The organism is Pseudomonas paraversuta (genome assembly GCF_904067025.1).
GTDB classification, from domain to species: domain Bacteria; phylum Pseudomonadota; class Gammaproteobacteria; order Pseudomonadales; family Pseudomonadaceae; genus Aquipseudomonas; species Aquipseudomonas paraversuta.
Genome location: NZ_CAJFDA010000001.1, coordinates 3,597,845 through 3,623,160, shown reverse-complemented (window position 1 = coordinate 3,623,160; position 25,316 = coordinate 3,597,845). Strand labels below are relative to the sequence as shown.

At 57.0% G+C, this 25,316-nt stretch carries 21 protein-coding genes; 14 read left to right on the top strand and 7 right to left on the bottom strand.

Features of this window, described 5'->3' with window-relative positions:
* Positions 1-7: 7 nt before the first annotated feature.
* The gene (locus JQ848_RS16430; RefSeq protein ID WP_202210946.1) at positions 8-1,033 is read right to left on the bottom strand and encodes a DUF4917 family protein; all 1,026 of its coding nucleotides are present in this window, start codon (positions 1,031-1,033) and stop codon (positions 8-10) included.
* A 150-nt stretch (positions 1,034-1,183) separates the two neighbouring features.
* Here JQ848_RS16430 and yiaY point away from each other — a divergent pair, with 150 nt between their 5' ends.
* Positions 1,184-2,332 (top strand): L-threonine dehydrogenase, encoded by a 1,149-nt coding sequence (gene yiaY, locus JQ848_RS16425; protein WP_010655863.1) that lies wholly within the window; start codon positions 1,184-1,186, stop codon positions 2,330-2,332.
* A 132-nt stretch (positions 2,333-2,464) separates the two neighbouring features.
* On the opposite strand, the gene JQ848_RS16420 is transcribed toward yiaY, so the two are convergent.
* Positions 2,465-3,988 carry a fumarate hydratase gene (locus tag JQ848_RS16420; protein ID WP_003441135.1) on the bottom strand — a complete coding sequence of 508 codons (1,524 nt, stop codon included), beginning with the start codon at positions 3,986-3,988 and terminating at the stop codon, positions 2,465-2,467.
* 319 nt (positions 3,989-4,307) lie between these two features.
* Here JQ848_RS16420 and JQ848_RS16415 point away from each other — a divergent pair, with 319 nt between their 5' ends.
* Complete coding sequence (locus JQ848_RS16415; RefSeq protein WP_127196585.1) at positions 4,308-5,246, top strand: iron-sulfur-binding ferredoxin reductase; 939 nt, start codon at positions 4,308-4,310, stop codon at positions 5,244-5,246.
* A 143-nt stretch (positions 5,247-5,389) separates the two neighbouring features.
* The gene (gene prpD, locus JQ848_RS16410) at positions 5,390-6,874 is read left to right on the top strand and encodes a 2-methylcitrate dehydratase (RefSeq protein WP_003441141.1); all 1,485 of its coding nucleotides are present in this window, start codon (positions 5,390-5,392) and stop codon (positions 6,872-6,874) included.
* 69 nt (positions 6,875-6,943) lie between these two features.
* Here prpD and ppsR read toward each other — a convergent pair whose 3' ends face one another.
* Positions 6,944-7,762 (bottom strand): posphoenolpyruvate synthetase regulatory kinase/phosphorylase PpsR, encoded by an 819-nt coding sequence (ppsR, locus tag JQ848_RS16405; protein ID WP_003441157.1) that lies wholly within the window; start codon positions 7,760-7,762, stop codon positions 6,944-6,946.
* Positions 7,763-7,938: 176 nt separating this feature from the next.
* Here ppsR and ppsA point away from each other — a divergent pair, with 176 nt between their 5' ends.
* The 9 genes from ppsA to JQ848_RS16360 all read left to right on the top strand — a co-directional run bounded on the left by ppsA (position 7,939) and on the right by JQ848_RS16360 (position 17,204).
* Entirely contained in the window at positions 7,939-10,314 is a 2,376-nt protein-coding gene (gene ppsA, locus JQ848_RS16400) for a phosphoenolpyruvate synthase (RefSeq protein ID WP_010655860.1), read from the top strand.
* A gap of 104 nt (positions 10,315-10,418) precedes the next feature.
* The gene (locus JQ848_RS16395; protein WP_003441162.1) at positions 10,419-11,408 is read left to right on the top strand and encodes an alpha/beta fold hydrolase; all 990 of its coding nucleotides are present in this window, start codon (positions 10,419-10,421) and stop codon (positions 11,406-11,408) included.
* A 196-nt stretch (positions 11,409-11,604) separates the two neighbouring features.
* Positions 11,605-12,096, top strand: coding sequence for a ribonuclease E activity regulator RraA (rraA, locus tag JQ848_RS16390; RefSeq protein WP_003441164.1), 492 nt, complete (start codon positions 11,605-11,607; stop codon positions 12,094-12,096).
* Positions 12,097-12,120: 24 nt separating this feature from the next.
* Entirely contained in the window at positions 12,121-13,116 is a 996-nt protein-coding gene (locus JQ848_RS16385; RefSeq protein WP_003441165.1) for a CorA family divalent cation transporter, read from the top strand.
* 63 nt (positions 13,117-13,179) lie between these two features.
* A complete protein-coding gene (locus tag JQ848_RS16380) occupies positions 13,180-13,425 on the top strand; it encodes a hypothetical protein (protein ID WP_003441167.1) in 246 nt (81 codons plus the stop codon).
* Between the two features lie 2 nt (positions 13,426-13,427).
* Positions 13,428-14,252, top strand: coding sequence for a mechanosensitive ion channel family protein (locus JQ848_RS16375; RefSeq protein WP_003441169.1), 825 nt, complete (start codon positions 13,428-13,430; stop codon positions 14,250-14,252).
* A 90-nt stretch (positions 14,253-14,342) separates the two neighbouring features.
* Positions 14,343-14,933, top strand: a complete 591-nt coding sequence (gene sigX / locus JQ848_RS16370) for an RNA polymerase sigma factor SigX (protein ID WP_029612359.1) — start codon at positions 14,343-14,345, stop codon at positions 14,931-14,933.
* Positions 14,934-15,040: 107 nt separating this feature from the next.
* Positions 15,041-16,015: an OmpA family protein gene (locus JQ848_RS16365; RefSeq protein WP_003441173.1), complete on the top strand. Its 975-nt coding sequence runs from the start codon at positions 15,041-15,043 to the stop codon at positions 16,013-16,015.
* A 163-nt stretch (positions 16,016-16,178) separates the two neighbouring features.
* On the top strand, positions 16,179-17,204 hold the full coding sequence (locus JQ848_RS16360) for a quinone-dependent dihydroorotate dehydrogenase (RefSeq protein ID WP_003441176.1): 1,026 nt from the start codon (positions 16,179-16,181) through the stop codon (positions 17,202-17,204).
* A gap of 144 nt (positions 17,205-17,348) precedes the next feature.
* Here JQ848_RS16360 and rmf read toward each other — a convergent pair whose 3' ends face one another.
* Complete coding sequence (gene rmf / locus JQ848_RS16355; RefSeq protein WP_003441178.1) at positions 17,349-17,564, bottom strand: ribosome modulation factor; 216 nt, start codon at positions 17,562-17,564, stop codon at positions 17,349-17,351.
* Positions 17,565-18,105: 541 nt separating this feature from the next.
* Between rmf and rlmKL the strand changes: the two genes are divergently transcribed.
* Positions 18,106-20,376: a bifunctional 23S rRNA (guanine(2069)-N(7))-methyltransferase RlmK/23S rRNA (guanine(2445)-N(2))-methyltransferase RlmL gene (gene rlmKL, locus JQ848_RS16350; RefSeq protein WP_003441183.1), complete on the top strand. Its 2,271-nt coding sequence runs from the start codon at positions 18,106-18,108 to the stop codon at positions 20,374-20,376.
* A 115-nt stretch (positions 20,377-20,491) separates the two neighbouring features.
* On the opposite strand, the gene dacB is transcribed toward rlmKL, so the two are convergent.
* Positions 20,492-21,958 (bottom strand): D-alanyl-D-alanine carboxypeptidase/D-alanyl-D-alanine endopeptidase, encoded by a 1,467-nt coding sequence (dacB, locus tag JQ848_RS16345; protein ID WP_003441186.1) that lies wholly within the window; start codon positions 21,956-21,958, stop codon positions 20,492-20,494.
* Between the two features lie 232 nt (positions 21,959-22,190).
* On the opposite strand from dacB, the gene JQ848_RS16340 reads away from it, so the two are divergent.
* Positions 22,191-22,535, top strand: coding sequence for a YggL family protein (locus JQ848_RS16340; protein WP_003441192.1), 345 nt, complete (start codon positions 22,191-22,193; stop codon positions 22,533-22,535).
* A 147-nt stretch (positions 22,536-22,682) separates the two neighbouring features.
* Here JQ848_RS16340 and JQ848_RS16335 read toward each other — a convergent pair whose 3' ends face one another.
* The gene (locus tag JQ848_RS16335) at positions 22,683-23,264 is read right to left on the bottom strand and encodes a cob(I)yrinic acid a,c-diamide adenosyltransferase (protein ID WP_003441193.1); all 582 of its coding nucleotides are present in this window, start codon (positions 23,262-23,264) and stop codon (positions 22,683-22,685) included.
* Positions 23,265-23,266: 2 nt separating this feature from the next.
* Positions 23,267-25,303 (bottom strand): sensor histidine kinase, encoded by a 2,037-nt coding sequence (locus JQ848_RS16330; protein WP_003441194.1) that lies wholly within the window; start codon positions 25,301-25,303, stop codon positions 23,267-23,269.
* Between the last annotated feature and the right edge of the window lie 13 nt (positions 25,304-25,316).

The window sequence follows — 25,316 nt, the reverse complement described above, 5'->3', positions numbered from 1 at the left end:
AACGGATTCAGACCTCCACCGGCACCGAGTGCCTGGTGTAGCCAAGCGGGTGGGTTTTCGAATTATAGAAGCGTAATGTCAGCTTTTTGTCTGCAAATAGCGCCGCGTAGTGGTGCTTCTGAAAGCGGATAAAGGCTTCGTTGCGCGGGTAAATCGAGATCCACAGGGTTTTCAGCGGCGCCTGGCGCAGGGCATCAATCAGGTGCTGATCCTGCTCTCCCAGGCTGTGACCAAAGATGCACAAGCTGTCTTTGTGGCTCATCAACTGTTCATGGCAAAACGACAGGTAATCCGAGTGACGAATGGATTTACGCTTGTCGTCGCTGTTGCTTTCGCTGACAAACAGCGGCACATCGTCCAGGGCGCTGATCGAGTGATTAATCGCGAAGTTACTTAGCAGCACGGGTGGCGTGGCGTTGATCTTGCGCGCCTTGCCTTCCTGGTTTTTCACCAGGTGCAGGCCGCCGTGCAGGTAAAGCACGCGGGTGGATTTGCTCTTGCCCAGTGCTGCACCCAGTTCGAAGGTAGCCCCGGGGCTGTCGAACAAGTCATTGAACTGTTTTGGCGCCTGCATCACAGCCCAGGGGGTGAGCAGGTCGTAGTTGGAGCAGTACACCGTGGCGTAGCGCGCCAGCTCCTGGTTCCAGCATGCCAGGGTTTCGGGTTGAATCAGGCGCCAGGGGATATGTACGTCCTGGGTGCTGTTGATCAAGGCTTCCTTGATGGCGTAGTAGCGTTTGCGCGGCGAAGCCGAGTTGATGGCCAGGGCCTTGTTGACCTTGCTTGCGGTTTTGAGTGCACTTAACACGTGCTCGAAATTGCGCGTACTCAGTGCTTCGAACACGCTGAGTTCGGTCTGGCTGAGGGGCTTTTCGGCGACGCTTTTGGCTTTTTCGAATAGCGAGTCGTAATAAAAGTCATGCCACACGGCCATGCTTGCGCCGTTACCAATCAGCAGTCCGCTGCACGCTGTGCCGGTGCTCAGTGCATTCCAGTCTTCTAGTTCTGCATCAAATTCCTGGAAGGGGGTCATGGCAAATATCGTCTCAAGGCGGGGGCAAAGCAGGACTTTATCACGCTCAAGTGTTGAGCCAGATCAACATTGGTGTACCAAAACAGGTTGAAGCTATGCACATGGATTTATTCAGCGTCGCGGGCTGCACCCCGCCTTAGAGGACTCGCCATGACCAGCACATTTTTTATTCCCGCCGTGAACATAATGGGTAACGGTTGTCTGGATGAAGCGATGAGCGCGATTCGCAATTATGGGTTTCGCAAGGCGCTGATCGTGACTGATGCCGGGCTGGCCAAGGCCGGGGTAGCGACGCTGATCGCAGAAAAGCTGGGCTTGCAGGATATCGAATCGGTGGTTTTCGACGGCGCCAGGCCGAACCCGAGCATTGGTAACGTAGAGGCGGGCCTGAAGGTCCTCAAGCAGCATCAATGCGACTTTATTGTCTCGCTGGGCGGCGGTTCGCCCCACGACTGTGCCAAGGGGATTGCGCTGTGCGCCACCAACGGCGGGCATATTCGTGATTACGAAGGCGTCGATCGGTCGGCCAAACCGCAACTGCCGCTGGTTTCGATCAACACCACGGCGGGTACGGCCAGTGAGATGACGCGTTTTTGCATCATTACTGACGAAGAGCGCCATGTGAAAATGGCAATTGTCGACCGCAACGTAACACCGCTGCTGTCGGTCAACGACCCGCAACTGATGGTGGCAATGCCCAAGGGGCTTACGGCTGCGACCGGTATGGACGCGCTGACCCACGCCATTGAAGCCTATGTGTCGACGGCGGCCAACCCGATTACCGATGCCTGTGCAATTAAAGCCATGGAGCTGATCAGTCAGAACTTGCGTCAGGCAGTATCCGACGGCAAGGATCTGACCGCCCGGGAGAACATGGCCTACGCGCAGTTCCTGGCGGGCATGGCGTTCAACAATGCGTCGCTGGGGTTTGTGCACGCCATGGCGCACCAGTTGGGTGGCTTCTATGACTTGCCGCACGGGGTGTGCAACGCGGTACTGCTACCCCATGTGCAAACCTTCAACGCTCATGTATGTGCGGCTCGCCTGACCGACGTGGCCCACGCGCTGGGCGCCGATGTCCGGGGTTTGAGTCCGGAGGAGGGTGCGCAAGCAGCCATTGCGGCGATTCGGACCCTGGCCAAGGATGTTGAAATTCCGGCGGGGCTGCGGGATCTGGGGGCCAAGCTGGATGACATCCCGATTCTGGCAACCAACGCGCTGAAAGACGCCTGTGGTTTTACCAACCCGCGCAAGGCAGATCAGGGGCAGATTGAAGAAATCTTCCGTAATGCGTTTTAACATCCCGCAGGAGCGCGCTTTTTAGCGCAGCAACGAAAAGCTCGCGAGCCAGCTCGCTCCTACAGTGAAGTGGCATAAAAAAACGGCCGGGTGATTAACCCGGCCGTTTTTTTGTGTCTGGCTTAGAAGGGCTTACTGCACTTCAACGGCCAGGCTTTCGCTGATTTTCTTCTGCCAGATTGCCGGGCCGGTGATGTGCACCGACTCGCCTTTACTGTCGACAGCCACGGTAACCGGCATGTCTTTTACGTCGAACTCGTAGATCGCTTCCATGCCCAGTTCGGCAAAGGCGACTACGCGGGATTTCTTGATGGCCTGAGCCACCAGATACGCTGCACCGCCAACCGCCATCAAGTACACGGCTTTGTGGTCCTTGATCGCTTCGATAGCGGTCGGGCCGCGCTCGGATTTGCCGATCATGCCCAGCAGGCCGGTCTGATCAAGGATCTGGCGGGTGAACTTGTCCATCCGCGTGGCTGTGGTCGGACCGGCAGGCCCCACTACTTCGTCGCCTACCGGATCAACCGGGCCCACGTAATAGATGAAGCGACCCTTGAGGTCGACCGGCAAGGTTTCGCCGCGGTTGAGCATTTCGACCATGCGCTTGTGCGCAGCGTCGCGACCGGTGAGCATTTTGCCGTTGAGCAAAACGGTCTCGCCCGGCTTCCAGCTTTGCACGTCTTCCGGGGTCAGGGTGTCCAGGTCTACACGGCGTGCCGATGGACCTGCTTCCCAGACGATTTGCGGGTAGGCGTCCAGCGGTGGTGCCTCGAGTTCGGCCGGGCCGGAACCGTCGAGCACAAAATGCGCATGGCGGGTGGCCGCGCAGTTCGGGATCATGCACACCGGCAAGGAAGCGGCGTGGGTCGGGTAGTCCATGATTTTTACGTCGAGCACGGTGGTCAGGCCGCCAAGGCCCTGGGCGCCGATGCCCAGCTGGTTGACCTTCTCGAACAGCTCAATACGCATCTCTTCGATACGGCTGGACGGGCCGCGCTTGATCAGGTCGTGGATGTCGATGGATTCCATCAACACTTCCTTGGCCATTACCGCTGCTTTTTCAGCCGTGCCGCCGATACCGATGCCGAGCATGCCCGGTGGACACCAGCCTGCACCCATGGTCGGAACGGTCTTGAGTACCCAGTCAACGATCGAGTCGGACGGGTTGAGCATGGCCATTTTCGACTTGTTTTCGGAGCCGCCGCCCTTGGCTGCTACGTCCACTTCCACGGTGTTGCCCGGAACGATGGAGTAGTGGATAACTGCCGGGGTGTTGTCCTTGGTGTTGCGCCGAGCACCGGCCGGGTCGGCCAGGATCGAAGCCCGCAGGACGTTTTCCGGGAGGTTGTAAGCGCGACGCACGCCTTCGTTGATCATGTCGTCCAGGCCCATGGTGGCGCCGGTCCAGCGCACATCCATGCCCACACGCACGAATACGGTGACGATGCCGGTGTCCTGGCAAATCGGGCGGTGGCCGGTGGCACACATGCGCGAGTTGATCAGGATTTGCGCCATCGAGTCACGGGCCGCTGGCGATTCTTCGCGCAGGTAAGCCTCGTGCATGGCCTGGATGAAGTCCACGGGGTGGTAGTAGGAAATGAACTGCAGGGCGTCAGCAACGCTCTGAATCAGGTCGTCTTGCTTGATCACGGTCATGGGTCGCGCTCCTCTATAAGACGGGAACATTCAATAAGGTGTTTGCGACCTGGGTCTATCGGTCTGTCGAAAACATCTTTGCTGGGCATACCGGGCACGGAGGGCCGGTACAAAAAAGGCGCGGCAGTATAACCCGGCGTACGACTTGATACACCTGCGGGGGGTATAAACGAAGGTCGGGGGTATTTGTAGCCGCTGGCGAAGGCTGCGCCGGACCTTGGCTTTTCATATTCGGGGCCGCTGCGCGGCCTGTGGCAGGCAGCGGCTACAGGCTTATCGGATTATCATGCAGCACTGAATCTCTTACAGGACATATGAAGTGCCCGAGTTACACGTCGCTGACCGGCGCTGGTCGGTTCCCCAGGATGCCAATTTGCTCGATAGCCTCAATCAGGCCGGTGTGGCGGTGCCTTACAGCTGCCGTGCCGGCAGTTGCCATGCCTGTCTGGTGCGTTGTGTGCGTGGCGAGCCGGCCGATCTCAAGCCCGAGGCATTGAGTCGCGCCCAGCGCGAACAAGGCTGGCGCCTGGCCTGTCAGTGTCAGGTGGTGGAGGACTTGCAGCTTGAAGCCTTCGATCCGATCCGCGATGGCTTGCCCGCCGAGGTGCTGAGTGTCGACTGGTTGAGCCCGACGGTGCTGCGCTTGCGGTTGTTGCCCGGGCGTTCGCTGCGTTATCGCGCCGGTCAGCATATGGTGTTGTGGACAGCCAGCGGTGTCGCGCGTCCGTATTCGCTAGCCAGCCTGCCGGATGAAGAGCGGTTTCTGGAATTCCACCTCGATTGCGCCCATGCCGGTGAGTTTGTCAGTGCCGCGCGTCAGTTGCGGGTTGGCGATCCGCTGCGGTTGGGGGAGCTGCGTGGCGGCGCCCTGCGTTACGACCCCGACTGGCAGGAGCAGCCGCTCTGGCTGCTGGCGTCCGGCACCGGGCTGGGGCCGTTGTATGGCGTACTGCGCGAGGCGCTGCGTCAGGACCATCAAGGGCCGATCCGTCTGATCCATGTGGCCCGGGATGCCGCTGAACACTACCTTAAGGCTGAACTGCAGGCGCTGGCGGCCGCTGAGCCAAATCTGCAGGTCGAGTGGGTTGAACGTGCCCGGTTAGCGGACTTTCTGGCCGGGCTGAGGGTGGATTCGCGCCAGACCCATGCTTTGGTCTGCGGTCACCCCGACAGTGTCGAGGCCTTCGCCAAGCGTTTGTTTCTGGCGGGGCTGGCGCGCAACCGGCTGCTGGCAGACGCCTTTTTAACCCGCAGCTGAACGCAAGTACGACTTAAGCCCTCTACAGTGGGAGGCTGTCTGACTGTAGAAACCTACTTGAGCGGGCGCTCCAGACCCGCATGATCACGCCGAGCCTGAGGATGGAACACACCTTTTAATTATCCGCACTGGAGCAATTATCAATGAGTGCCAACGTCGACCTCAACAATCGTCCCGACTATGACCGCGTCTTGCAGGACATTGCCGATTACGTCCTGACTTACACCATCACTTCGCCCGAAGCCCTGAACACTGCCCGCCACTGTCTGCTGGACACCTTGGGCTGTGGCTTGCTGGCGTTGCGTTTTCCGGAGTGCACCAAGCACCTGGGGCCGATAGTCGAGGGCACGCTGGTGCCCTTTGGTGCCCGTGTGCCGGGGACTTCGTTGCGGCTGGACCCGGTCAAGGCGGCGTGGGACATCGGCTGCATCGTGCGCTGGCTGGATTACAACGACACCTGGCTGGCGGCGGAGTGGGGTCATCCTTCGGATAATCTGGGGGGCATTCTGGCGGTGGCCGATCACCTGTCGCAAAAGCGGGTGGCCAATGGCGAAGCGCCGCTGAGGGTGAGGGCGGTGCTTGAGGCCATGATTATGGCCCATGAGATTCAGGGGGTGATTGCCCTGGAAAACTCCTTCAACCGTGTAGGACTCGATCACGTGCTGTTGGTGAAAGTCGCTTCGACGGCGGTCTGCGCCAAGCTGATGGGGGCTGACCGCGAGCAGTTGCTGTCGGCATTGTCCCATGCCTTTGTCGATGGCCAGGCGCTGCGCACCTACCGCCATGCACCCAATGCCGGGTCGCGAAAATCCTGGGCGGCCGGGGATGCGTCGAGTCGTGGCGTGCGTCTGGCGGATATCGCGATGCGCGGCGAGATGGGGGTTCCCGGGGTGCTGACGGCGCCGCAGTGGGGTTTTTACGATGTGCTGTTCAGCCATACCAACAAGGATCTGGCGCTCAAGCCTGAAGGCCAGCGTCAGTTCAGCCTGTCCCGGCCCTATGGCACTTATGTGATGGAAAACGTGCTGTTCAAGATCAGTTTTCCGGCCGAATTTCATGCACAAACCGCCTGTGAAGCGGCGGTAACCTTGCATCCTCAGGTCAAGGATCGTCTGCATGAGATCGAAAAAATTGTGATTACAACCCACGAATCAGCGATTCGGATCATTTCCAAGCAGGGCAAATTGGCCAACGCAGCGGATCGGGATCACTGCATTCAATACATGACGGCTGTGCCGCTGGCCTTTGGCAATTTGGTGGCGGAGCAGTACGAGGATGATTTTCACGCGGCGCATCCGATCATCGATCAGTTGCGCGAGAAGATGGTGATTGTTGAGGAGCCGCGTTTTACCCGCGAATACCTGGAGGCCGACAAGCGCTCGATAGCCAACGGGATTCAGGTGTTTTTCAGCGATGGCAGCAGCACCGGGCAAGTGGTGGTGGAGTATCCGGTTGGCCATCGTCGGCGGCGTGCCGAAGGTATTCCGTTGCTGGAAGACAAGTTCAAGGCCAATTTGGCGACGCGCTTTGTGGGCCAGCGTTGCAAGCAGATTTTTGCGCTGTGCAAGGACCAGGCGGCGCTGGAGGCGACACCGGTTCATACATTTGTGGATTTGTTGGTGATGTAAACCGGCTGTAGCCCCAGAGCAATGATTGCGGGAGCTGGATTGCCAGCTCCCACAGAGTAAGGGCCGGGGTTATTTGAAACGTCGCTCCACGCCTTTTTCGACCAGGATTTTGGCCGAGATTTCTTCCACCGAAAAATGCGTGGAATTGATGTGGGGAATGTTTTCGCGCTGGAACAGTAGCTCGACCTCGCGCACTTCAAACTCGCATTGGGCGTAGCTTGAATAGCGACTGTTGGGTTTGCGCTCGTTGCGAATGGCGGTCAAGCGGTCAGGGTCAATGGTCAGGCCGAAGAGTTTGTGTTTGTGGGCGCTCAAGGCCGCCGGCAACTTGAGGCTTTCCATGTCGTCATCGGTCAGCGGGTAGTTGGCCGCCCGAATGCCGAATTGCATTGCCATATAAAGGCAGGTCGGGGTTTTGCCGCAGCGTGACACGCCCACCAGGATCAGGTCGGCTTTGTCGTACTTGTGGGTGCGGGCGCCATCGTCGTTGTCGAGGGCAAAGTTCACGGCTTCGATTCGCTCCATGTAATTGGAGTTGTGGCCGATGGAGTGGGATTTGCCCACCGAGTACGAGGAATGCTCATCCAGCTCTTGCTCCAGTGGTGCAAGGAAGCTGGAGAAAATATCGATCATGAAGCCATTGGAGGTGGCGAGGATCTCGCGAATATCCTGATTGACGATAGTGTCGAAGATAATCGGCCGAAGTCCGTCTTTTTCGGCGGCGTTGTCGATTTGTTGTACCATTGCCCGCGCTTTGTCCACGCTGTCTATATAGGGGCGTGTGAACTTGCTGAAGGTCACATTTTCAAATTGTGCCAACAAACTTTGGCCCAGGGTTTCGGCAGTAATGCCGGTGCCATCGGAGATAAAGAAAGCAGATCGTTTCATTTGCGCCTTGGGCCTTAAGCTGGTGACGATTGTTGGATATGATAGGTGCGATTTGTCGCGCTACATGGCCGGCAGTGTCACTTATTTTCCAGGTCCAGGCCACAATCGCTGCGATGCCCCCCAGATGAGCATTCAGCGCCCTGAGCTTTTCCAACACAGTTAGTGGAGAGATCACCTTGGTAGAGTACGTAGTTTCCCTCGATAAGCTCGGCGTCCATGATGTAGAGCATGTGGGGGGCAAGAACGCATCCCTCGGCGAGATGATCAGTAATCTTGCAGGCGCTGGTGTTTCGGTTCCCGGTGGTTTTGCCACCACCTCCCAGGCATATCGTGATTTTCTTGAGCTGAGCGGCTTGAACGATCAGATTCATGCGGCGCTGGACGCGCTGGATGTCGATGACGTGAACGCCCTGGCCCGCACCGGTGCCCAGATCCGTCAATGGATCATGGAAGCCGAGTTCCCGGAAAAGCTCAACGCAGAAATCCGTACCGCTTTCGCAACCTTGTCCCAGGGCAACCCGGACATGGCTGTTGCCGTGCGCTCCTCGGCCACCGCCGAAGATCTGCCGGATGCCTCCTTTGCCGGTCAGCAAGAAACTTTTCTGAACATCCGTGGTGTCGAGAACGTGATCCGTGCGGCCAAAGAGGTATTTGCCTCCTTGTTCAACGATCGTGCGATTTCTTACCGCGTGCACCAGGGTTTTGACCACAAACTGGTCGCCCTGTCGGCAGGTGTGCAGCGCATGGTGCGCTCCGAAACCGGCACCGCGGGTGTGATGTTCACCCTGGACACCGAGTCGGGTTTCCGTGATGTAGTGTTTATCACCGGCGCCTACGGCCTGGGCGAAACCGTTGTGCAGGGCGCGGTCAACCCGGACGAGTTCTACGTCCACAAGCAGACTCTGGAAGCCGGTCGCCCGGCGATTTTGCGCCGCAACCTGGGCAGCAAGGCAATCAAGATGATTTACGGCGAAGAAGCCAGCGCCGGCAAGTCGGTCAAGGTGATCGACGTTGACAAGGCCGACCGTGCCCGCTTCTGCCTGACCGACGCTGAAGTCAGCGAGCTGGCCAAGCAGGCGATGATCATCGAGAAGCACTACAAGTGCCCGATGGACATCGAATGGGCCAAAGACGGTGACGACGGCAAGCTGTACATCGTTCAGGCGCGTCCTGAAACCGTGAAAAGCCGCAGTGCCGGCAATGTCATGGAACGCTATCTGTTGAAAGAAACCGGCACGGTGCTGGTGGAAGGTCGGGCAATCGGTCAGCGTATCGGCGCAGGCAAGGTGCGCATCATCAAGGACGTGTCCGAGATGGACAAAGTCCAGCCGGGCGACGTTCTGGTCTCTGACATGACTGACCCGGACTGGGAACCGGTCATGAAGCGCGCCAGCGCCATCGTCACCAACCGTGGCGGGCGTACCTGTCACGCGGCGATCATCGCGCGCGAGCTGGGGATTCCGGCCGTGGTCGGTTGCGGCAACGCAACCCAGTTGTTGAAAGACGGCCAGGGCGTGACTGTTTCCTGTGCCGAAGGTGACACCGGTTTCATCTTCGAAGGCGAACTGGGCTTCGACATCAAGAAAAACTCGGTTGATGCCATGCCGGAACTGCCGTTCAAAATCATGATGAACGTCGGTAACCCGGATCGCGCCTTTGACTTCGCACAGTTGCCGAACGCAGGTGTGGGTCTGGCCCGTCTGGAATTCATCATCAACCGTATGATCGGTGTGCACCCCAAGGCACTGCTGAACTACGACGGTCTGCCTCAGGAAATCAAGGACAGCGTCGACAAGCGTATCGCTGGCTATGACGACCCGGTCGGTTTCTATGTCGAGAAACTGGTTGAAGGTATCAGCACCCTGGCCGGTGCCTTCACTCCGAAAAAAGTGATAGTGCGTCTGTCGGACTTCAAGTCCAACGAATACGCGAACCTGATCGGCGGCAAGCTGTACGAGCCGGAAGAAGAGAACCCGATGCTGGGCTTCCGCGGTGCTTCGCGTTACATCAGCGAAAACTTCCGCGATTGTTTCGAGCTCGAGTGCCGCGCCCTCAAGCGTGTGCGCAACGAGATGGGCTTCACCAACGTCGAAATCATGGTGCCGTTCGTGCGCACCCTGGGTGAGGCGAGCCAGGTCATCGACCTGCTGGCTGAAAACGGCCTCAAGCGTGGCGAAAACGGCCTGCGCATCATCATGATGTGCGAGTTGCCGTCCAACGCGATTCTGGCTGAAGAGTTCCTTGAGTTCTTCGACGGTTTCTCCATCGGCTCCAACGACCTGACCCAGTTGACCCTGGGACTGGACCGCGACTCCGGTGTCATCGCACATTTGTTTGACGAGCGTAACCCGGCAGTTAAAAAGTTGCTGTCCAATGCTATCCAGGCCTGCAACAAGGCTGGCAAGTACATCGGTATTTGCGGTCAGGGCCCGTCCGATCATCCGGATCTGGCGCTGTGGTTGATGGAGCAGGGCATTGAAAGTGTGTCCCTGAACCCTGACACCGTGCTGGAAACCTGGTTCTTCCTGGCGGAAGGTCAAGCCCAGGCTTGAGTCGTTGAGAGAAGGGCGGGGCAGCCAATGGGCTGCTCTGCTCTTTATAAGCAGTGGTAGGGCGAGTTCCTCTATGGAGTCGCCCTTTTTTGTGCAAGAGCATTATGCAAAGCAGCAGTCATCTTTTTCCCGTTGCCCTGATTAGCGCTGAGCGTCGGGGTGATCTAAGCGAAGACGTTTATCGCTTGAAACCCGCCAATAGCCCGGACATTTCCGTGGAGCTGGTGGTGACGCGCCTGGGCATGGCTGACGCCAGCGAAGTGCGCGGTGTGCCGGTTATCCTGTTGCACGGCAGCTTTTCCAATCGTCGGTTCTGGTACTCGCCCAAAGGTGTGGGGTTGGGGGCATTTCTGGCCCGGGCCGGCTTTGATGTGTGGTTGCCCGAAATGCGCGGTCATGGTCTTTCGTCACGCAATATCCATTGGGGCAAGAATCGGGTGGCGGATTACGCCCGTTATGATTTGCCGGCCATCGGCGCATTCGTGCGCGAGCAAAGCGGGGATATCCCGCACTGGATCGGTCACTCTCAAGGCGGCATCAGCCTGGCAGCGGCCCTTGGTGGACAGTATCTGGGGGATGAGGACGTGGCCTCGGCGGCATTTTTTGGGTGCCAGATCAACCGCCGTTACTGGTCACTGAAAATTCCGCCGGTGCAGTGGTGCGCTTATCTGCTGTTGAAGCGCTTTGCGCAGCTCTCGGGTTCGCGGCTTAAGCGTGGTCCGGAAGACGAGCCCATCAGCATGGCCCTGGAAACCTTGCGCTGGAATGGTTTCATGGGTGGCTTCAAAGATGCGCAAAGAGATTGGTGGGCAGGGCTGGCCGAGGTTCAGGTGCCGGTACTGGCCGTTGCTGCCGCGGGCGATCAGCAAACGCCGGAGTGGGCGTGCCGAAAACTCTACGATCAGTTGGGCTCGCAGCAGCGTACTTTTGTCACGTTGGGGCGCCAGCAGGGTTTCACTTCTGACTTCAGTCACGTAGAAATGCTGGTTAGCCAGGCGGCTCGGCAGGAAGTCTGGCCGTTGGTGCGTAACTGGTTGATGCAGCACTCCGTGCCGGCGGCCGAAGAAGGGCATGCCCGGGTCAGCGGTTTTTAATCCGGGGCGCTGAGTGCTGCAGGTGCTGGCAGGTCGGTGACGCCGCTTGTGATTATGGTCACATTTGGCGTCCTGGCTTGTGCTCTGATCTCGCTGATGGATGCGTAAACATATACAGTCAGCCTGTACCAGAGCGTCTATAAAGTAGTGTTGTCGTATTTCTCCCTGCTGCGCCATCCGAAACAGGAGTTATTCCATGAATCACTACATCACTCCCGATCTGTGTGATGCCTACCCTGAGTCTGTCCAGGTGCTTGAGCCGATGTTCAGCAATTTTGGCGGACGGGACTCCTTTGGTGGTGAGATCGTGACCATCAAGTGCTTCGAGGACAATTCCCGGGTCAAGGAGCAAGCCGAGCTCAATGGCAAGGGCAAAGTCCTGGTTGTTGATGGCGGGGGCTCTCTGCGTCATGCCCTGCTGGGCGACATGATTGCCGAAAAAGCATCGAAGAACGGTTGGGAAGGGCTGGTGATTTACGGTTGTATCCGTGATGTCGATGTTCTCGCTCAAACTGACCTGGGGGTGCAGGCCTTGGCCAGCCACCCGCTGAAGTCCGTCAGGCGTGGTCTTGGTGATGTGAATGTGCCAGTGACGTTTGCAGGTGTCACATTTCGTCCCGGAGAATTCATTTACGCCGATAACAATGGCGTTATCATTTCTCCAGTTGCTCTGAAAATGCCGGACTAAACGCTTTAACACTAAGGATCATGGATGTTCGAGGACGAAAACGCTCAATGGGGGCTGGTGCATGCGCTGGTGCTGGACGGTGAAGGCGGTGCGCGCTCGATCGCTCGTACCGAGCTGAACGGTCTGCAGTTGCAGGCGCATGAAAGCATTTGGTTGCATTGGGATCGCAGTCACCCGCAAACCCAGAGCTGGTTGCGGGACTCCAGTGGTTTAAGTGACTTCAGCTGTGATTTGCTGCTTGAAGAAAACACCCGTCCTCGTTTGCTGTCACTGCCCGACAGTGAGCTGCTGCTGTTTTTGCGCGGGGTCAATCTGAACCCCGGAGCAGAGCCCGAAGACATGGTCTCGCTGCGGATCTTTGGCAGTGCCCAGCGGGTTATTTCTTTGCGGATGCGTCCGTTGCGGGCCACTGACGAGCTGCTCGGTGAGTTTGCCGTGGGTGAAGGCCCAAAAAATCCGGCTGAACTGATCCTTTATCTGGCTCAGCACCTGACATTGAAGGTGCAGGATTTGATAAGCGAGCTGTCAGAAATCGTCGATGATGAAGAAGATAAAATAGATGCCGACGAACGGTATACGCCGGAGCATGGATCTATTCTGCAGATTCGTCGGAGGGCTGCCGCTTTGCGTCGTTTTCTGGCACCGCAAAGGGATATTTTCGGACAGCTCACTCGGACAAAATTACCGTGGTTCAGCTCTGATGATGCTGATTACTGGAACGAACTGAACAACAGCCTGACCCGCTATCTGGAAGAACTCGAGTTGACCCGCGAGCGCGTGGGGCTGGTACTTGAGGCTGAAGATCGTCGTTTGAATGTGCGCATGAGCCGCATCATGTATCGCTTCGGCGTGCTTACCGGGATATTCCTGCCCATCACCTTTCTTACCGGTTTGCTCGGGATCAACGTGGGCGGTGTACCGCTCTCCAACGACCCCTATGGTTTTGCCGTGATTTGCATTTTGATGCTGATCATTGGTGTCGGTCAGTGGTGGTTTTATCGTCGTTTGCAGTGGCTTTGAACGGGGCGCATGTGACGCCGATAAAGTTGTTCGCGTCTTTTACAGACATACCGAGAGGTGCTTATGCACGATCCGTTTGAACAGTCATTACGTGAAATGCTCAAGGCGCCGCCGTCCACGCGGGACGATGACGCCTGCCTGGGCCGAGTACTGAAAACCGCTAACCGCCAGGTAGGCGCGGGCGATCTTTTCAGCTTGCTGGGGCGCTGGGTGCAAGCACTGATGATTGCTTTGAACAGCGGTTCGGCTCATATTGCGCCCGTTTCGCGACGCAAACCTGTTGCTCGCCCTGCTGATAAGGCTGATTGAACATGGAACTTGATCTCTGGACCCAGAGCCTGGTCACGGCAATGACTGCCTTGTGGACTAAAATTGCCAACTTCATCCCTAACCTTTTCGGGGCGTTGGTGGTGGTGCTGCTGGGCTTCGTTGTAGCCAAGCTGCTGGATACCCTGCTGTCGAAGCTGCTCGCCAAGTTGGGTCTTGACCGTTTGATGGGCGGTACCGGTCTCACCAAGATTCTGGGGCGCGCAGGCATTCAGGTCCCGATTTCGACCCTGATTGGCAAAATCGTCTATTGGTTTATTCTGCTGATCTTTCTGGTCTCCGCCGCGCAGTCGCTGGGGCTGGAACGTGTCTCTGCTACGCTTGACATCTTTACGCTGTATTTGCCCAAGGTCTTTGGTGCGCTGCTAGTGTTGTTGGTAGGTGTGCTGGTTGCACAGTTGCTCAACGGTCTTGTACGTGGCGCTGCCGAGAGTGTCGGGTTTGATTACGCAGGCGGTCTGGGGCGTGTGGCACAGGGTCTGGTGATCATCATCAGTATTTCCGTGGCAATCAGCCAGCTGGAGGTCAAGACTGACCTGCTTAACCATGTAATTGTGATTGTACTGATTACCGTTGGCCTGGCTGTGGCCCTGGCCATGGGGCTGGGAAGTCGGGAGATTGCAGGGCAGATCCTCGCCGGGATCTATGTGCGTGAGCTGTATCAGGTTGGGCAGGACGTTCGAGTGGGTGAGGTTGCAGGTCAGATTGAAGAAATAGGCACGGTTAAAACCACGTTGCTGACTGATGAGGGTGAGCTAGTCTCCATCTCTAATCGGATCTTGCTGGAGCAGCACGTGACCAGCCGCTGATGCGGCAAACCCTGCTAATGTATGCCACCGCAAAAAAGCCTGTTTCCAAGGCTGCGGCGGACATTGACCTGACTGTCGGCACGACTCGTTTTGAATAAAGCCCAATCGCTATCCATGCGCTACGACCCCCGCGAGCTCTCTGATGAGGAGTTGGTGGCGCGCGCGCATGATGAGTTGTTTCACGTCACGCGCGCCTATGAAGAACTGATGCGACGCTATCAGCGCACCTTGTTCAACGTTTGTTCAAGATATTTAGGGAACGATAGGGACGCTGATGATGTCTGTCAGGAAGTGATGCTAAAGGTGCTGTATGGTCTGAAGAATTTCGAGGGCAAATCGAAATTCAAAACATGGCTATATAGTATTACTTACAACGAATGTATTACGCAGTATCGAAAGGAACGGCGAAAGCGTCGCTTGATGGACGCATTAAGTATTGACCCCCTCGAGGAAGCGTCCGAAGAAAAGGCGCCGAAACCTGAGGAAAAGGGCGGACTTGATCGCTGGCTGGTGCATGTGAACCCGATAGATCGTGAAATTTTAGTGCTGCGTTTTGTCGCAGAACTGGAATTTCAGGAAATCGCAGACATAATGCATATGGGTTTGAGTGCGACAAAGATGCGTTACAAGCGTGCTCTTGATAAATTACGTGAGAAATTTGCAGGTATTGCTGAAACTTAGTTCAGCGCAAATTGCTCTACGTGTAGGCAAGGTCTGATAGACTTGTCGCCGAGTTGTCCCCCGGATATGTGGGACTGCTTTACAATCACCAGATGGGGATTTAACGGATGAAACTGAAAAACACCTTGGGCATTGCCATTGGTTCCTTTGTAGCCGCAACTTCGTTCGGTGCCCTGGCACAAGGCCAAGGCGCGGTCGAGGGTGAACTGTTCTACAAAAAACAGTACAACGACAGCGTCAAGTCCGTAGAAGACGGTTACAACCCAGGCGCATCGATCGGTTACTTCCTGACCGACGACGTTTCGTTGAACCTGACCTACGACACGACTAACCACACCCGTTCCACCAAGGGTGACCATCAGAAAATCAAAGGCGACAACTTTGGTCTGAACGCTCAGTACCACTTCGGCACCGTAGGTGACGCTCTGCGTCCATACGTTTCCGGCGGTGTTGCTCACAAGAGCATGACCGGCGTTGAGGCCAATGGCCACAGCGGTCGCGACAAGTCGACTTTCCTGACTGCAGGCGCTGGTGTTAAGTGGTACATCACTGACAACCTGTTCGCCCGTGCAGGCGTTGAAGCTGACTACAAACTGGACAACGGCAAGTGGGACTACGCTCCTACCGTTGGCCTGGGTGTGAACTTCGGCGGCAACGGCGGTAAAGTAGCTCCTGCTCCAGTTCCAGCGCCAGCACCAGTTGCTGAGCCAGAGCCAGAAGCTCCGATCGCTGAAGTGGTTCGCGTTGAACTTGACGTGAAATTCGACTTCGACAAGTCGGTTGTTAAATCGCAGTACATGCCTGACATCAACAACGTTGCTGATTTCATGAAGCAGTACCCTGCGACCAACACTACTGTTGCTGGTTACACTGACAGCATCGGTCCAGACGCCTACAACCAAAAACTGTCGCAACGTCGTGCTGACGCTGTTCGTGCAGCTCTGGTTAACCAAGGTGTTGCAGCTAACCGTGTAGACGCTGTTGGTCACGGTGAAGCTAACCCAGTTGCAAGCAACGCAACTGAAGAAGGCCGTGCTCTGAACCGTCGCGTAGAAGCTACCGTTCAAGCAGAAGCTAAGTAATTTTTAGCTAGGCTGTTCAGAAAAACCCGGCTTAGGCCGGGTTTTTCTTTGCCTGCGATTTAGCCCGGCAGGGGCATTGTGATGCGTCTGCCCCTCGCTTGCGCAGGGGATGCGCGGCTATAATCGCGCCCCTATTCAAGTCATCTTCGAGACCATTGAGCCCATGTATAACCTGGCCCGCCAGTTGCTCTTCAAACTATCCCCAGAAACCTCTCACGATCTGTCCCTGGATTTGATCGGTGCGGGTGGCCGTCTGGGGCTCAACAGTTTGTTGTGCAAGACACCGGCAAAACTGCCAGTGACCGTCATGGGACTCGATTTTCCGAACCCGGTGGGGTTGGCGGCAGGTCTCGATAAAAATGGTGCGGCCATTGATGGCTTTGCACAGCTGGGTTTTGGCTTCGTCGAGATTGGTACGGTTACGCCGCGCCCTCAGCCAGGCAACCCGAAACCGAGAATCTTTCGATTGCCTGAAGCACAGGCAATCATCAATCGTATGGGGTTTAACAACCTTGGGGTTGATCACCTGCTGACGCGGGTTCAGGCTGCCAGGTACAGCGGTATTCTGGGCATCAATATTGGCAAGAACTTCGATACACCGGTTGAGCGCGCAGTCGACGACTACCTGATCTGCCTGGACAAGGTGTATACCCACGCCAGCTATGTAACGGTCAACGTCAGTTCGCCGAATACACCTGGATTGCGCAGCCTGCAATTCGGTGATTCGCTCAAGCAATTGCTTGAAGCCCTACAACTGCGTCAGAACGAACTGACGCAACGCCACGGCAAACGAGTACCGCTGGCGATCAAGATTGCCCCGGACATGACTGACGAAGAAACCGTCCTGGTAGCCCAGGCACTGCTTGAGACGGGGATGGATGCAGTGATTGCGACCAACACCACCCTGAGTCGTGTCGGGGTTGAGGGTATGGAGCATGGTGACGAGGCCGGTGGTCTGTCTGGCGCGCCGGTTCGCGACAAGAGCACCCATACGGTCAAGGTACTGGCGGCAGAGCTGGCAGGGCGCATGCCGATCATTGCCGCCGGCGGGATCACTGAAGGCAAGTACGCAGCCGAGAAAATCGCTGCTGGTGCTAGCCTGGTCCAGCTCTACTCGGGCTTTATCTACAAGGGGCCAGCCTTGATTCGTGAGTCGGTCGACGCCATTTCTGCTCTGGTTCGAAAATAACAGTTTGCAAAAGGGTAATTGCGTCGACAGGCAGGCATAAAAAAGGGCTCCCAAAAGGAGCCCTTGGGCCGAAGCCCGCCGCCCGGATAGGACGGCATGGTTAAGTCGTTACATCTTCGAGGTGATGTCGGATTATGCCCGGTGTTAGCCGACGGCGTGGAGTTCGTTGAGTTTGTGGATGCCCGCAGTGCCAGTCATACCGTCCCAGTTGTCGCCGCGTCCTTCGCGCCAGCCGTTAATCCAGGCTTGGCGTACCGACGGTAGAGTAAAAGGGCAAAGCTCACGGGACTTTCCATGAACGCCGTATTGATATCCGCGTATAAAAGCTTTTTCCAACGGATCACGCTTAAGTCTTCTCATAGGGTGTTGCCCTCACTTGTTGACTGTTTTATATAGCGTCGACCTACCAAGGGTCGGGGCAGAGTGTTCTGCCGTTGGTGTGCTCGCTGCCGGCGTGGCGAGCATTTTGTTGGCGCCTGTGCGGCGACAACCTAGGTTCAGTTCTAACCAATGCGCCAAGGCGTGTGAATGATCGTTTTGTCATAAGGACGTAACGATAATGGTGTTAAGGCCATAAGAACGGCTGCTTTTGCATGGCCGGTTTCGCCCAAAGCCTGATAGGGCGAGTGTTTACAAAGATGATGTGTTTCATTCTCTGCTGCGAATACCTATCCATAGCGCTGGGAGACTATTCGACGAAGGGTCTGATCATGACCATTTGTTTCTCGATGAATGACCTGCCTCTGCGTCTAAACTCTTCGTGCCTCAGGGCATGACTGATCGCGGGGGTGGAACGGCACAGTTTCGTGCCACACGAGCGCTCTTCAAGAAAAGCGCTTGATTGAAAACGGAGCAGGCAATGCGTTGTCTGCTCACTGATAGCTAAAAGCTCAGGAATCCCATGTCGGATCGTTACGAATTCTTCCTTACTTGTCCCAAAGGCCTTGAAGGCCTTCTCCTTGAGGAGGCTACCGGCCTTGGTCTTGAGGAAGCCCGCGAGCACACCTCGGCCATTCGTGGCATGGCAACTATGGAAACTGCCTACCGCCTGTGCCTCTGGTCGCGTCTTGCCAACCGAGTGTTGCTGGTGCTCAAGCGCTTCCCGATGAAAGATGCGGAAGACCTGTACCACGGTGTGCTGGATATCGAATGGCAAGACCATATGGTTCCGGACGGCACCCTCGCCGTTGAATTCAGTGGCCATGGCTCAGGCATCGATAACACCCACTTTGGCGCCCTGAAAGTTAAAGACGCCATCGTCGACAAGCTGCGCACGCCGTCCGGCGAGCGTCCTTCCATCGACAAGATCAGTCCCGATATTCGCATTCACTTGCGCCTTGATCGCGGCGAAGCGATTTTGTCCCTGGACTTGTCGGGCAGCAGCTTGCACCAGCGCGGCTACCGTCTGCAGCAAGGTGCTGCACCGCTGAAAGAAAACCTGGCAGCAGCCATTTTGATCCGTGCCGGATGGCCGCGTATGGCCGCCGAAGGCGCAGCCCTGGCTGACCCGATGTGCGGTGTGGGTACCTTCTTGGTCGAAGGCGCGATGATTGCTGCCGATATGGCGCCAAACCTCAACCGTATTCACTGGGGTTTTGACGCCTGGCTGGGCCATGTGCCGGCAATCTGGAAGAAGCTGCATGAAGAAGCCACGGCGCGTGCAGAGGCTGGCATGGCCAAACCGCCGTTGTGGATTCGTGGCTATGAAGCTGATCCGCGTCTGATCCAGCCTGCCCGCAACAACATTGAACGTGCGGGCTTGAGTCACTGGATCAAGATCTACCAGGGTGAAGTCGCGACCTTTGAGCCGCGTCCTGATCAGAACCAGAAAGGTCTGGTTATCTGTAACCCTCCGTACGGCGAGCGTCTGGGGGATGAGGCTAGCTTGCTCTATCTCTACCAGAACCTTGGCGAGCGCCTGCGTCAGGCCTGTCTGAACTGGGAAGCGGCAGTGTTTACCGGCGCCCCGGATCTGGGCAAGCGCATGGGTATTCGCAGTCACAAACAGTATTCGTTCTGGAACGGCGCCTTGCCGTGCAAGTTGTTGCTGATCAAGGTCGTCCCGGATCAGTTCGTCACTGGCGAGCGCCGCACGCCTGAGCAGCGTCAGGCTGAGCGTGAGCAGGTCGAATCTGATCTGCCGTCCAACATCGAAGCTCCGGGCAAGTACGAGAAGTTCAACAAGAACGGCAACCCGATCAAGCCGGCTCCTGTGGTGATCGAGCAGCCGCGCTTGAGCGAAGGCGGGCAGATGTTTGCCAACCGTCTGCAAAAGAACCTCAAAGCGCTGGGCAAGTGGGTCAAGCGCGAAGGTATTGATTGCTACCGTGTATACGACGCCGATATGCCTGAGTACTCGATGGCTATCGACCTGTATCACGACTGGGTTCACGTCCAGGAATACGTGGCGCCAAAATCCATCGATCCGGAAAAAGCCTCGGCCCGTATGTTCGATGCCCTGGCGGCAATTCCGCAGGCGCTGAACATCGATAAAAGCCGCGTCATCGTCAAACGTCGCGAGCGCCAGAGCGGCACCAAGCAGTACGAGCGTCAAAGCGCCCAGGGTAAGTTCACTGAGGTCAATGAGGGTGGCGTGAAGCTGCTGGTGAACCTCACGGACTATCTGGACACCGGGTTGTTCCTTGACCACCGCCCGATGCGGATGCGCATTCAGAAAGAAGCGGCCGGCAAGCGTTTCCTCAATCTGTACTGCTACACCGCAACCGCCAGCGTTCACGCGGCCAAGGGCGGCGCACGCAGCACTACCAGCGTCGACCTGTCGAAAACATACCTGGACTGGGCGCGACGCAACTTGTCCCTTAACGGTTTCTCGGACAAGAACCGTCTGGAGCAGGGCGATGTGATGGCGTGGCTGGATGCCTGCCGTGAAGAGTACGACCTGATCTTTATCGATCCGCCGACCTTCTCCAACTCCAAGCGCATGGAAGGCATCTTCGATGTCCAGCGTGATCATGTGCAGTTGCTGGACCTGGCCATGGCGCGTCTGGCGCCGGGTGGCGTGTTGTACTTCTCGAACAACTTCCGCAAATTCATCCTCGATGAAAATCTGGAAGCGCGTTATGCGGTAGAAGAAATTACCGCCAGCACCATCGATCCGGACTTTGCCCGCAACAGCAAAATCCACCGTGCCTGGAAAATCACGGCTCGTTAAGAGCAGTGACACCGGCATAAATAAAAACGCCCCCGATCTTGTGATCGGGGGCGTTTTTAATTGTGGGCTAAATGCCCGCGGCGCTACAGAATCATAGTGGCTATGGCCTGCAAATTTATTGCGCGATAGATACCGAGCTGTTGGCCAAGGCAGGCTGGCGATACAGGTCGAGCAGTACCTGGTCGAGAATCGATGAAGCGCCCCATGGGCGAGGGTCGTTGAGGATGGCCACGACTGCCCATGTATGACCGTTGCTGTCGCGGCTAAAGCCTGAAATCGCGCGCACGGTATTGAGGGTGCCGGTTTTGATATGGGCCTGGCCGTTCATGGCTGTGGTTTTCAGACGTTTACGCATGGTGCCGTCTTTACCGGCAATGGGCATAGAGCTGATGAACTCGGCCGCATACGGACTTTTCCAGGCGGCCTGGAGCATTTGCGCCATTTCCCGCGCGCTGACACGTTCGGCCCGTGACAGTCCGGAGCCGTTCTCCATGACCAGATGGGGCGCGGTAATGCCTTTCTTGGCCAGCCACTGGCGTATGACACGCTGTGCAGCCTTGGCGTCGTCACCATCGGCATCGCTACGGAACTGCGCGCCCAGGCTCAGGAACAGTTGCTGGGCCATGGTGTTGTTACTGTACTTGTTGATGTCGCGAATGATCTCTGCCAGATCCGGTGAGTAGGCCCGGGCCAGCAATTTGGCATTTTTGGGCACGGCGGCCTGACGGTTCTGCCCCTGAATGCTGCCGCCCAGTTCTTTCCAGATGGCGCGTACCGCACCGGCGGTATAAGTCGCATGGTCGAGCAAGGACAGGTAGGTCTGGGAGTTGCAGCCATCGGCCAGCTGGCCGCTGACGGTGACCAGGACCGACCCGTCGGCCTGGGTAACGGGGTTGTAGCGAACATCACCCGTGCATTGCTTGGTGTTGACGGCCTTTACCTGATTGTCGATCCGGATGCTGGCAATCGGTGGTTCGACCGAGATCAGCACCTTGCCGGCATCATTACGTGCAACAAAGCGCAGGGCTTTAAGGTTGACCATCAGTGAGTCGGGTTTGACCAGGAACGGTTTGTTCTTGTCGTTACCGTCGTCATCAAACACCGGCAGCTGTGGTTGCTCGAAGAAACTGCGGTCAAGCACCAGGTCGCCGGTGATTTGCTGCACGCCGTTGGCTCGCAGGTCGCGCATCAGCAGCCAGAGTTTTTCCATGTTCAGCTTGGGATCGCCACCACCCTTGAGGTACAGGTTGCCCTGCAGGATGCCGTTGCTCAGGGTGCCATCGGTATAGAACTCGGTTTTCCACTGATGGGTCGGGCCGAGCATTTCCAGGGCCGCGTAGGTGGTCACCAGCTTCATGGTGGAGGCGGGGTTCATCGATACGTCGGCATTGAAGACTGTTGGAGTGCCGGGGCCATCCAGGGGGATCATGACCAATGACAGTGCATCATTTTGCAGCTTGTTGGTCTTGAGGGCTTGCTGGACTTTTGGCGAAAGGGTGGTGTTGACGGGGGCGGCGTTGGCGCCGAAGGCGAGCGGCAAAAACAGGCTGGCCAGAAGCAATGGTCGTAAAGATTTGATCATATGAAGTAAAACCCTGCAGGCGAGGGGAGAAAATAAGAGGGCATGATAAATAAGCCCTCGATAGTCATAAAAGTATCGGCATTATGCCCCAAGGTCAGCGGGCTTGTGCATCGCTGTGATGCAGGTATTGGCTGATTAAATACAGAAAACGATGAACCGTTCACATGGAACCGGGCAACTGCGGCCTTAAGCTGCTAAAGTGCCGCCCGTAATTACTTATGAGGATTGTTCAATGGCTACTAATCGTTCCCAGCGTCTGCGCAAAAAACTGTGCGTTGATGAATTTCAGGAGCTGGGTTTTGAGCTGAACCTGGATTTCAAAGAAGACCTGTCGGAAGAGGCTATCGATGCATTCCTCGCAGCGTTTTTGAAAGAAGCCATGGAAGCTAACGGTCTGGGCTATGTTGGCGGCGACGACTACGGTCTGGTTTGCCTGCAGAAGCGCGGCTCGGTCAGCGAAGAGCAGCGTGCCGCTGTTGAAGCCTGGTTGAAAGCTCGCCCAGAGCTGACCAGCGTTGAAGTTAGCCCGCTGTTGGACGTGTGGTACCCGGAAAAGCCAATCAATCCGGTAGCCTGATGTCAAATGAAGGCAGCCCCAGTGGCTGCCTTCATGTTTTACCCCCGCCTGCATCTGGCCCGCTTCGGGCAGCGCTTTAGTCTCTTTCTGCTTTTTGACCGCAACCTTGTGCGTGACTTCGCGCGGGTGGCACTTTTTGAGCTGCCATCAAGCCCCGGGCTTTGCTGCTGCCTGCCATAGAATTTCAGCGATCCCCTGCCGCTTGGCGATCAGGCGGGCTGCGACGAACAGTAAATCTGACAGACGGTTGATATACGCCAGGCCTGCCCCGGTCATGGGCTCAACTGCATTGAGTTGTTGGCAGCGACGTTCGGCACTGCGTGCCAGGCTGCGACAAACATGAGCTTGTGCGATCAGGCTCGAGCCGCCGGGCAGAATGAAGTTTTCCAGAGGGCCCAGTTCTTCGTTCCAGCGGTCAATCGCCGCTTCAAGTCTTTCGATTTCAAGGTTGTCGAGCGCCTGGTAGGCCGGCATGGCCAACTCGCCGCCCAGATCAAACAGCCGATGCTGACACGGCTCAAGTACTTCAATCAGCTCATTGAGCCCCGGGCATTGCGCGCTGTGCTCGGTGAGTCCGGCCAGCAACAGGCCGACCTGGCTGTTAAGGCTGTCGACCTCACCAATGGCTTCTATTCGCGGATGGTCCTTGGGGACACGGCGCCCGTCACCCAGGCCGGTTTCGCCCTTGTCGCCCGTGCGGGTATAAATTTTCGATAAACGAAAGCCCATGTCTAGAGTTCCACCTTGGTTGATTCCTGTGCGGCTATCAGGTTACCAGCCAACGGCAGGCGCAGGGTAAAGCAGGTGCCCTGACCCAGGGTTGAATGCACTTCCATTTGGCCCTTGTGGTTGTTGGTAATGATGAAGTACGACACTGACAGGCCGAGCCCTGTGCCCTGGCCAACTTCCTTGGTGGTAAAGAAGGGTTCGAAAATCCGTTTGCGCACGTGCTCCGGCATGCCGACGCCGTTATCTTCAACCTGTATTTGCGCCCACGGCGGGTTGAGCTTGGTACGCAGGATGATGCGTCCCGGTTCGCGCTTGTCGGTGCGCTGGTGAATCGCCTGGGCGGCGTTTTTCAGCAGGTTCAGCAACACCTGTTCAAGCTCGTTGGGAATAACGGGCACGGGGCCTAGCTGCGGATCGAACTGGCGCGTAACGGCGTGCCCCTTGAAGTCAAAGCCAATGCTCAGGTCAAAGTCATTGCTGGCGATATCTATGGCCTGATCGATGAGCGCAGACAGATCGCAGGGGCTCATTTGTCGATTGCTGCGCCGGCTGAAACTGAGCATGTGGGTGACAATTTTTGCGGCTCTGGCCCCTGCCTGCTGGATGCCATCCAGCAGTTTGGGTACTTCACGGGCTTGCAGGTAGCGATTGATAGCCTCCAGTTCTATACCGGCCTGCTGCGCCTGTTCCACATTCTTTGGCAGGTCGCTGGACAAGCGCCGGCGAATGTTCTGCACGTTATGCAGGATGGCGCCCAGCGGATTATTGATTTCGTGTGCCATGCCGGCGGCCAGGCCGCCCACGGAGAGCATCTTCTCGGATTGCACCATCATGTCTTCCAGTGACAGGCGCTGGGTAATGTCGTCAATCCGGATAACCACACCGCGGCCGCCACCGCCCATCAGCGGGTAGAACGTCAGAGCATAGTGCCGTGCATCTTCGCCCTGGCCCCAGGTCACGCGTTCAATTTTAGCGACCCGGTGGTTTTCGATGGTGTCCTTGAGCTGTGGCAGGAAGGGCTGGAGGGGTTCGAAGGCAAGGTCAATCGGCTGATTCAAGGCCTCATCCAGTTGCGTTCCCGAGAGTACGCTGGCCTCCTGATTCCACTGGGTGACATAGAGTTGTTCGTCCAGAGCGATCAGGGCCGAAGGCATGGAGTCGATAATACTGTTCAGGTATTTCTGAAACCCGGTCAGTTTTTTCTCGATTTTGCTGCGTACCTGGACTTCCAGCTCCAGCTTGCGATTGGTGTTGCGGGTTTCTTCTGCGAGTGCCTGCGCTTGATCGTACGCTGCTTGTGCTTCATCCCGCGCACGCTTGAGTTCCTGTTCACGCGCTTCAATGCGCGACAGCATGGTGTTGAATGCCTCGGCGAGGCTGCCGATTTCGTCGTTGTTGCCCGGCGCAGCCCGTAAGGCGTAGTTCTCTTCCCGGGTGACCTGGCGCGACAGCTCTTCAAGTCGGTAAATGGGTTGGGTAATCAGGCGTTTGATCTGCCGGGCAATCACGAACCAGAGCAAGGTGCTGAAGATCAAAATCCCCAGGCTGGCGGTGAGTGTGCCGGTGTAAAACGCCATGGGCAGTTCGCTGCTGGCGACCAGCAGTAAATGCCCTGGAGGGCCCTGGTCCCGGGGGAGTTTCGCGAGTTGATTGCTGCGCAGTTCGGTCAGGCGCCAGGCTTCGATCTGGCGGTAGTGCTCGGGCAGCGGCAGGTGCTCTCCGTGCTGCAATTGCGCCAGAAGATTACCCGCACTGTCATAAATCGCAGCGGCCCGCAGAGGGGCGTAGCTGCCAATTTCCTCAAGCAGGGCTTCGGCGTTGTGTTCGGAGTCCAGTGCATGAGCGATAAGTGCGGGTTTCGACGCCAGCTGCCCCAGTGTCTGCAAGGCTTGTGGTGCAGTGCTCTCGTGGGAGATCCAGTACGCAGCACTGATAAACGTCAGGTTGGCCACCAGCAACACGGTAGCCAGCAATACGAGGAGGGCGGCCAGCAACTTCTGGCCTACCGGGAGGTTTTCAAGGCGCTGGCGCAAGGGCATGGGTCGTCGCATT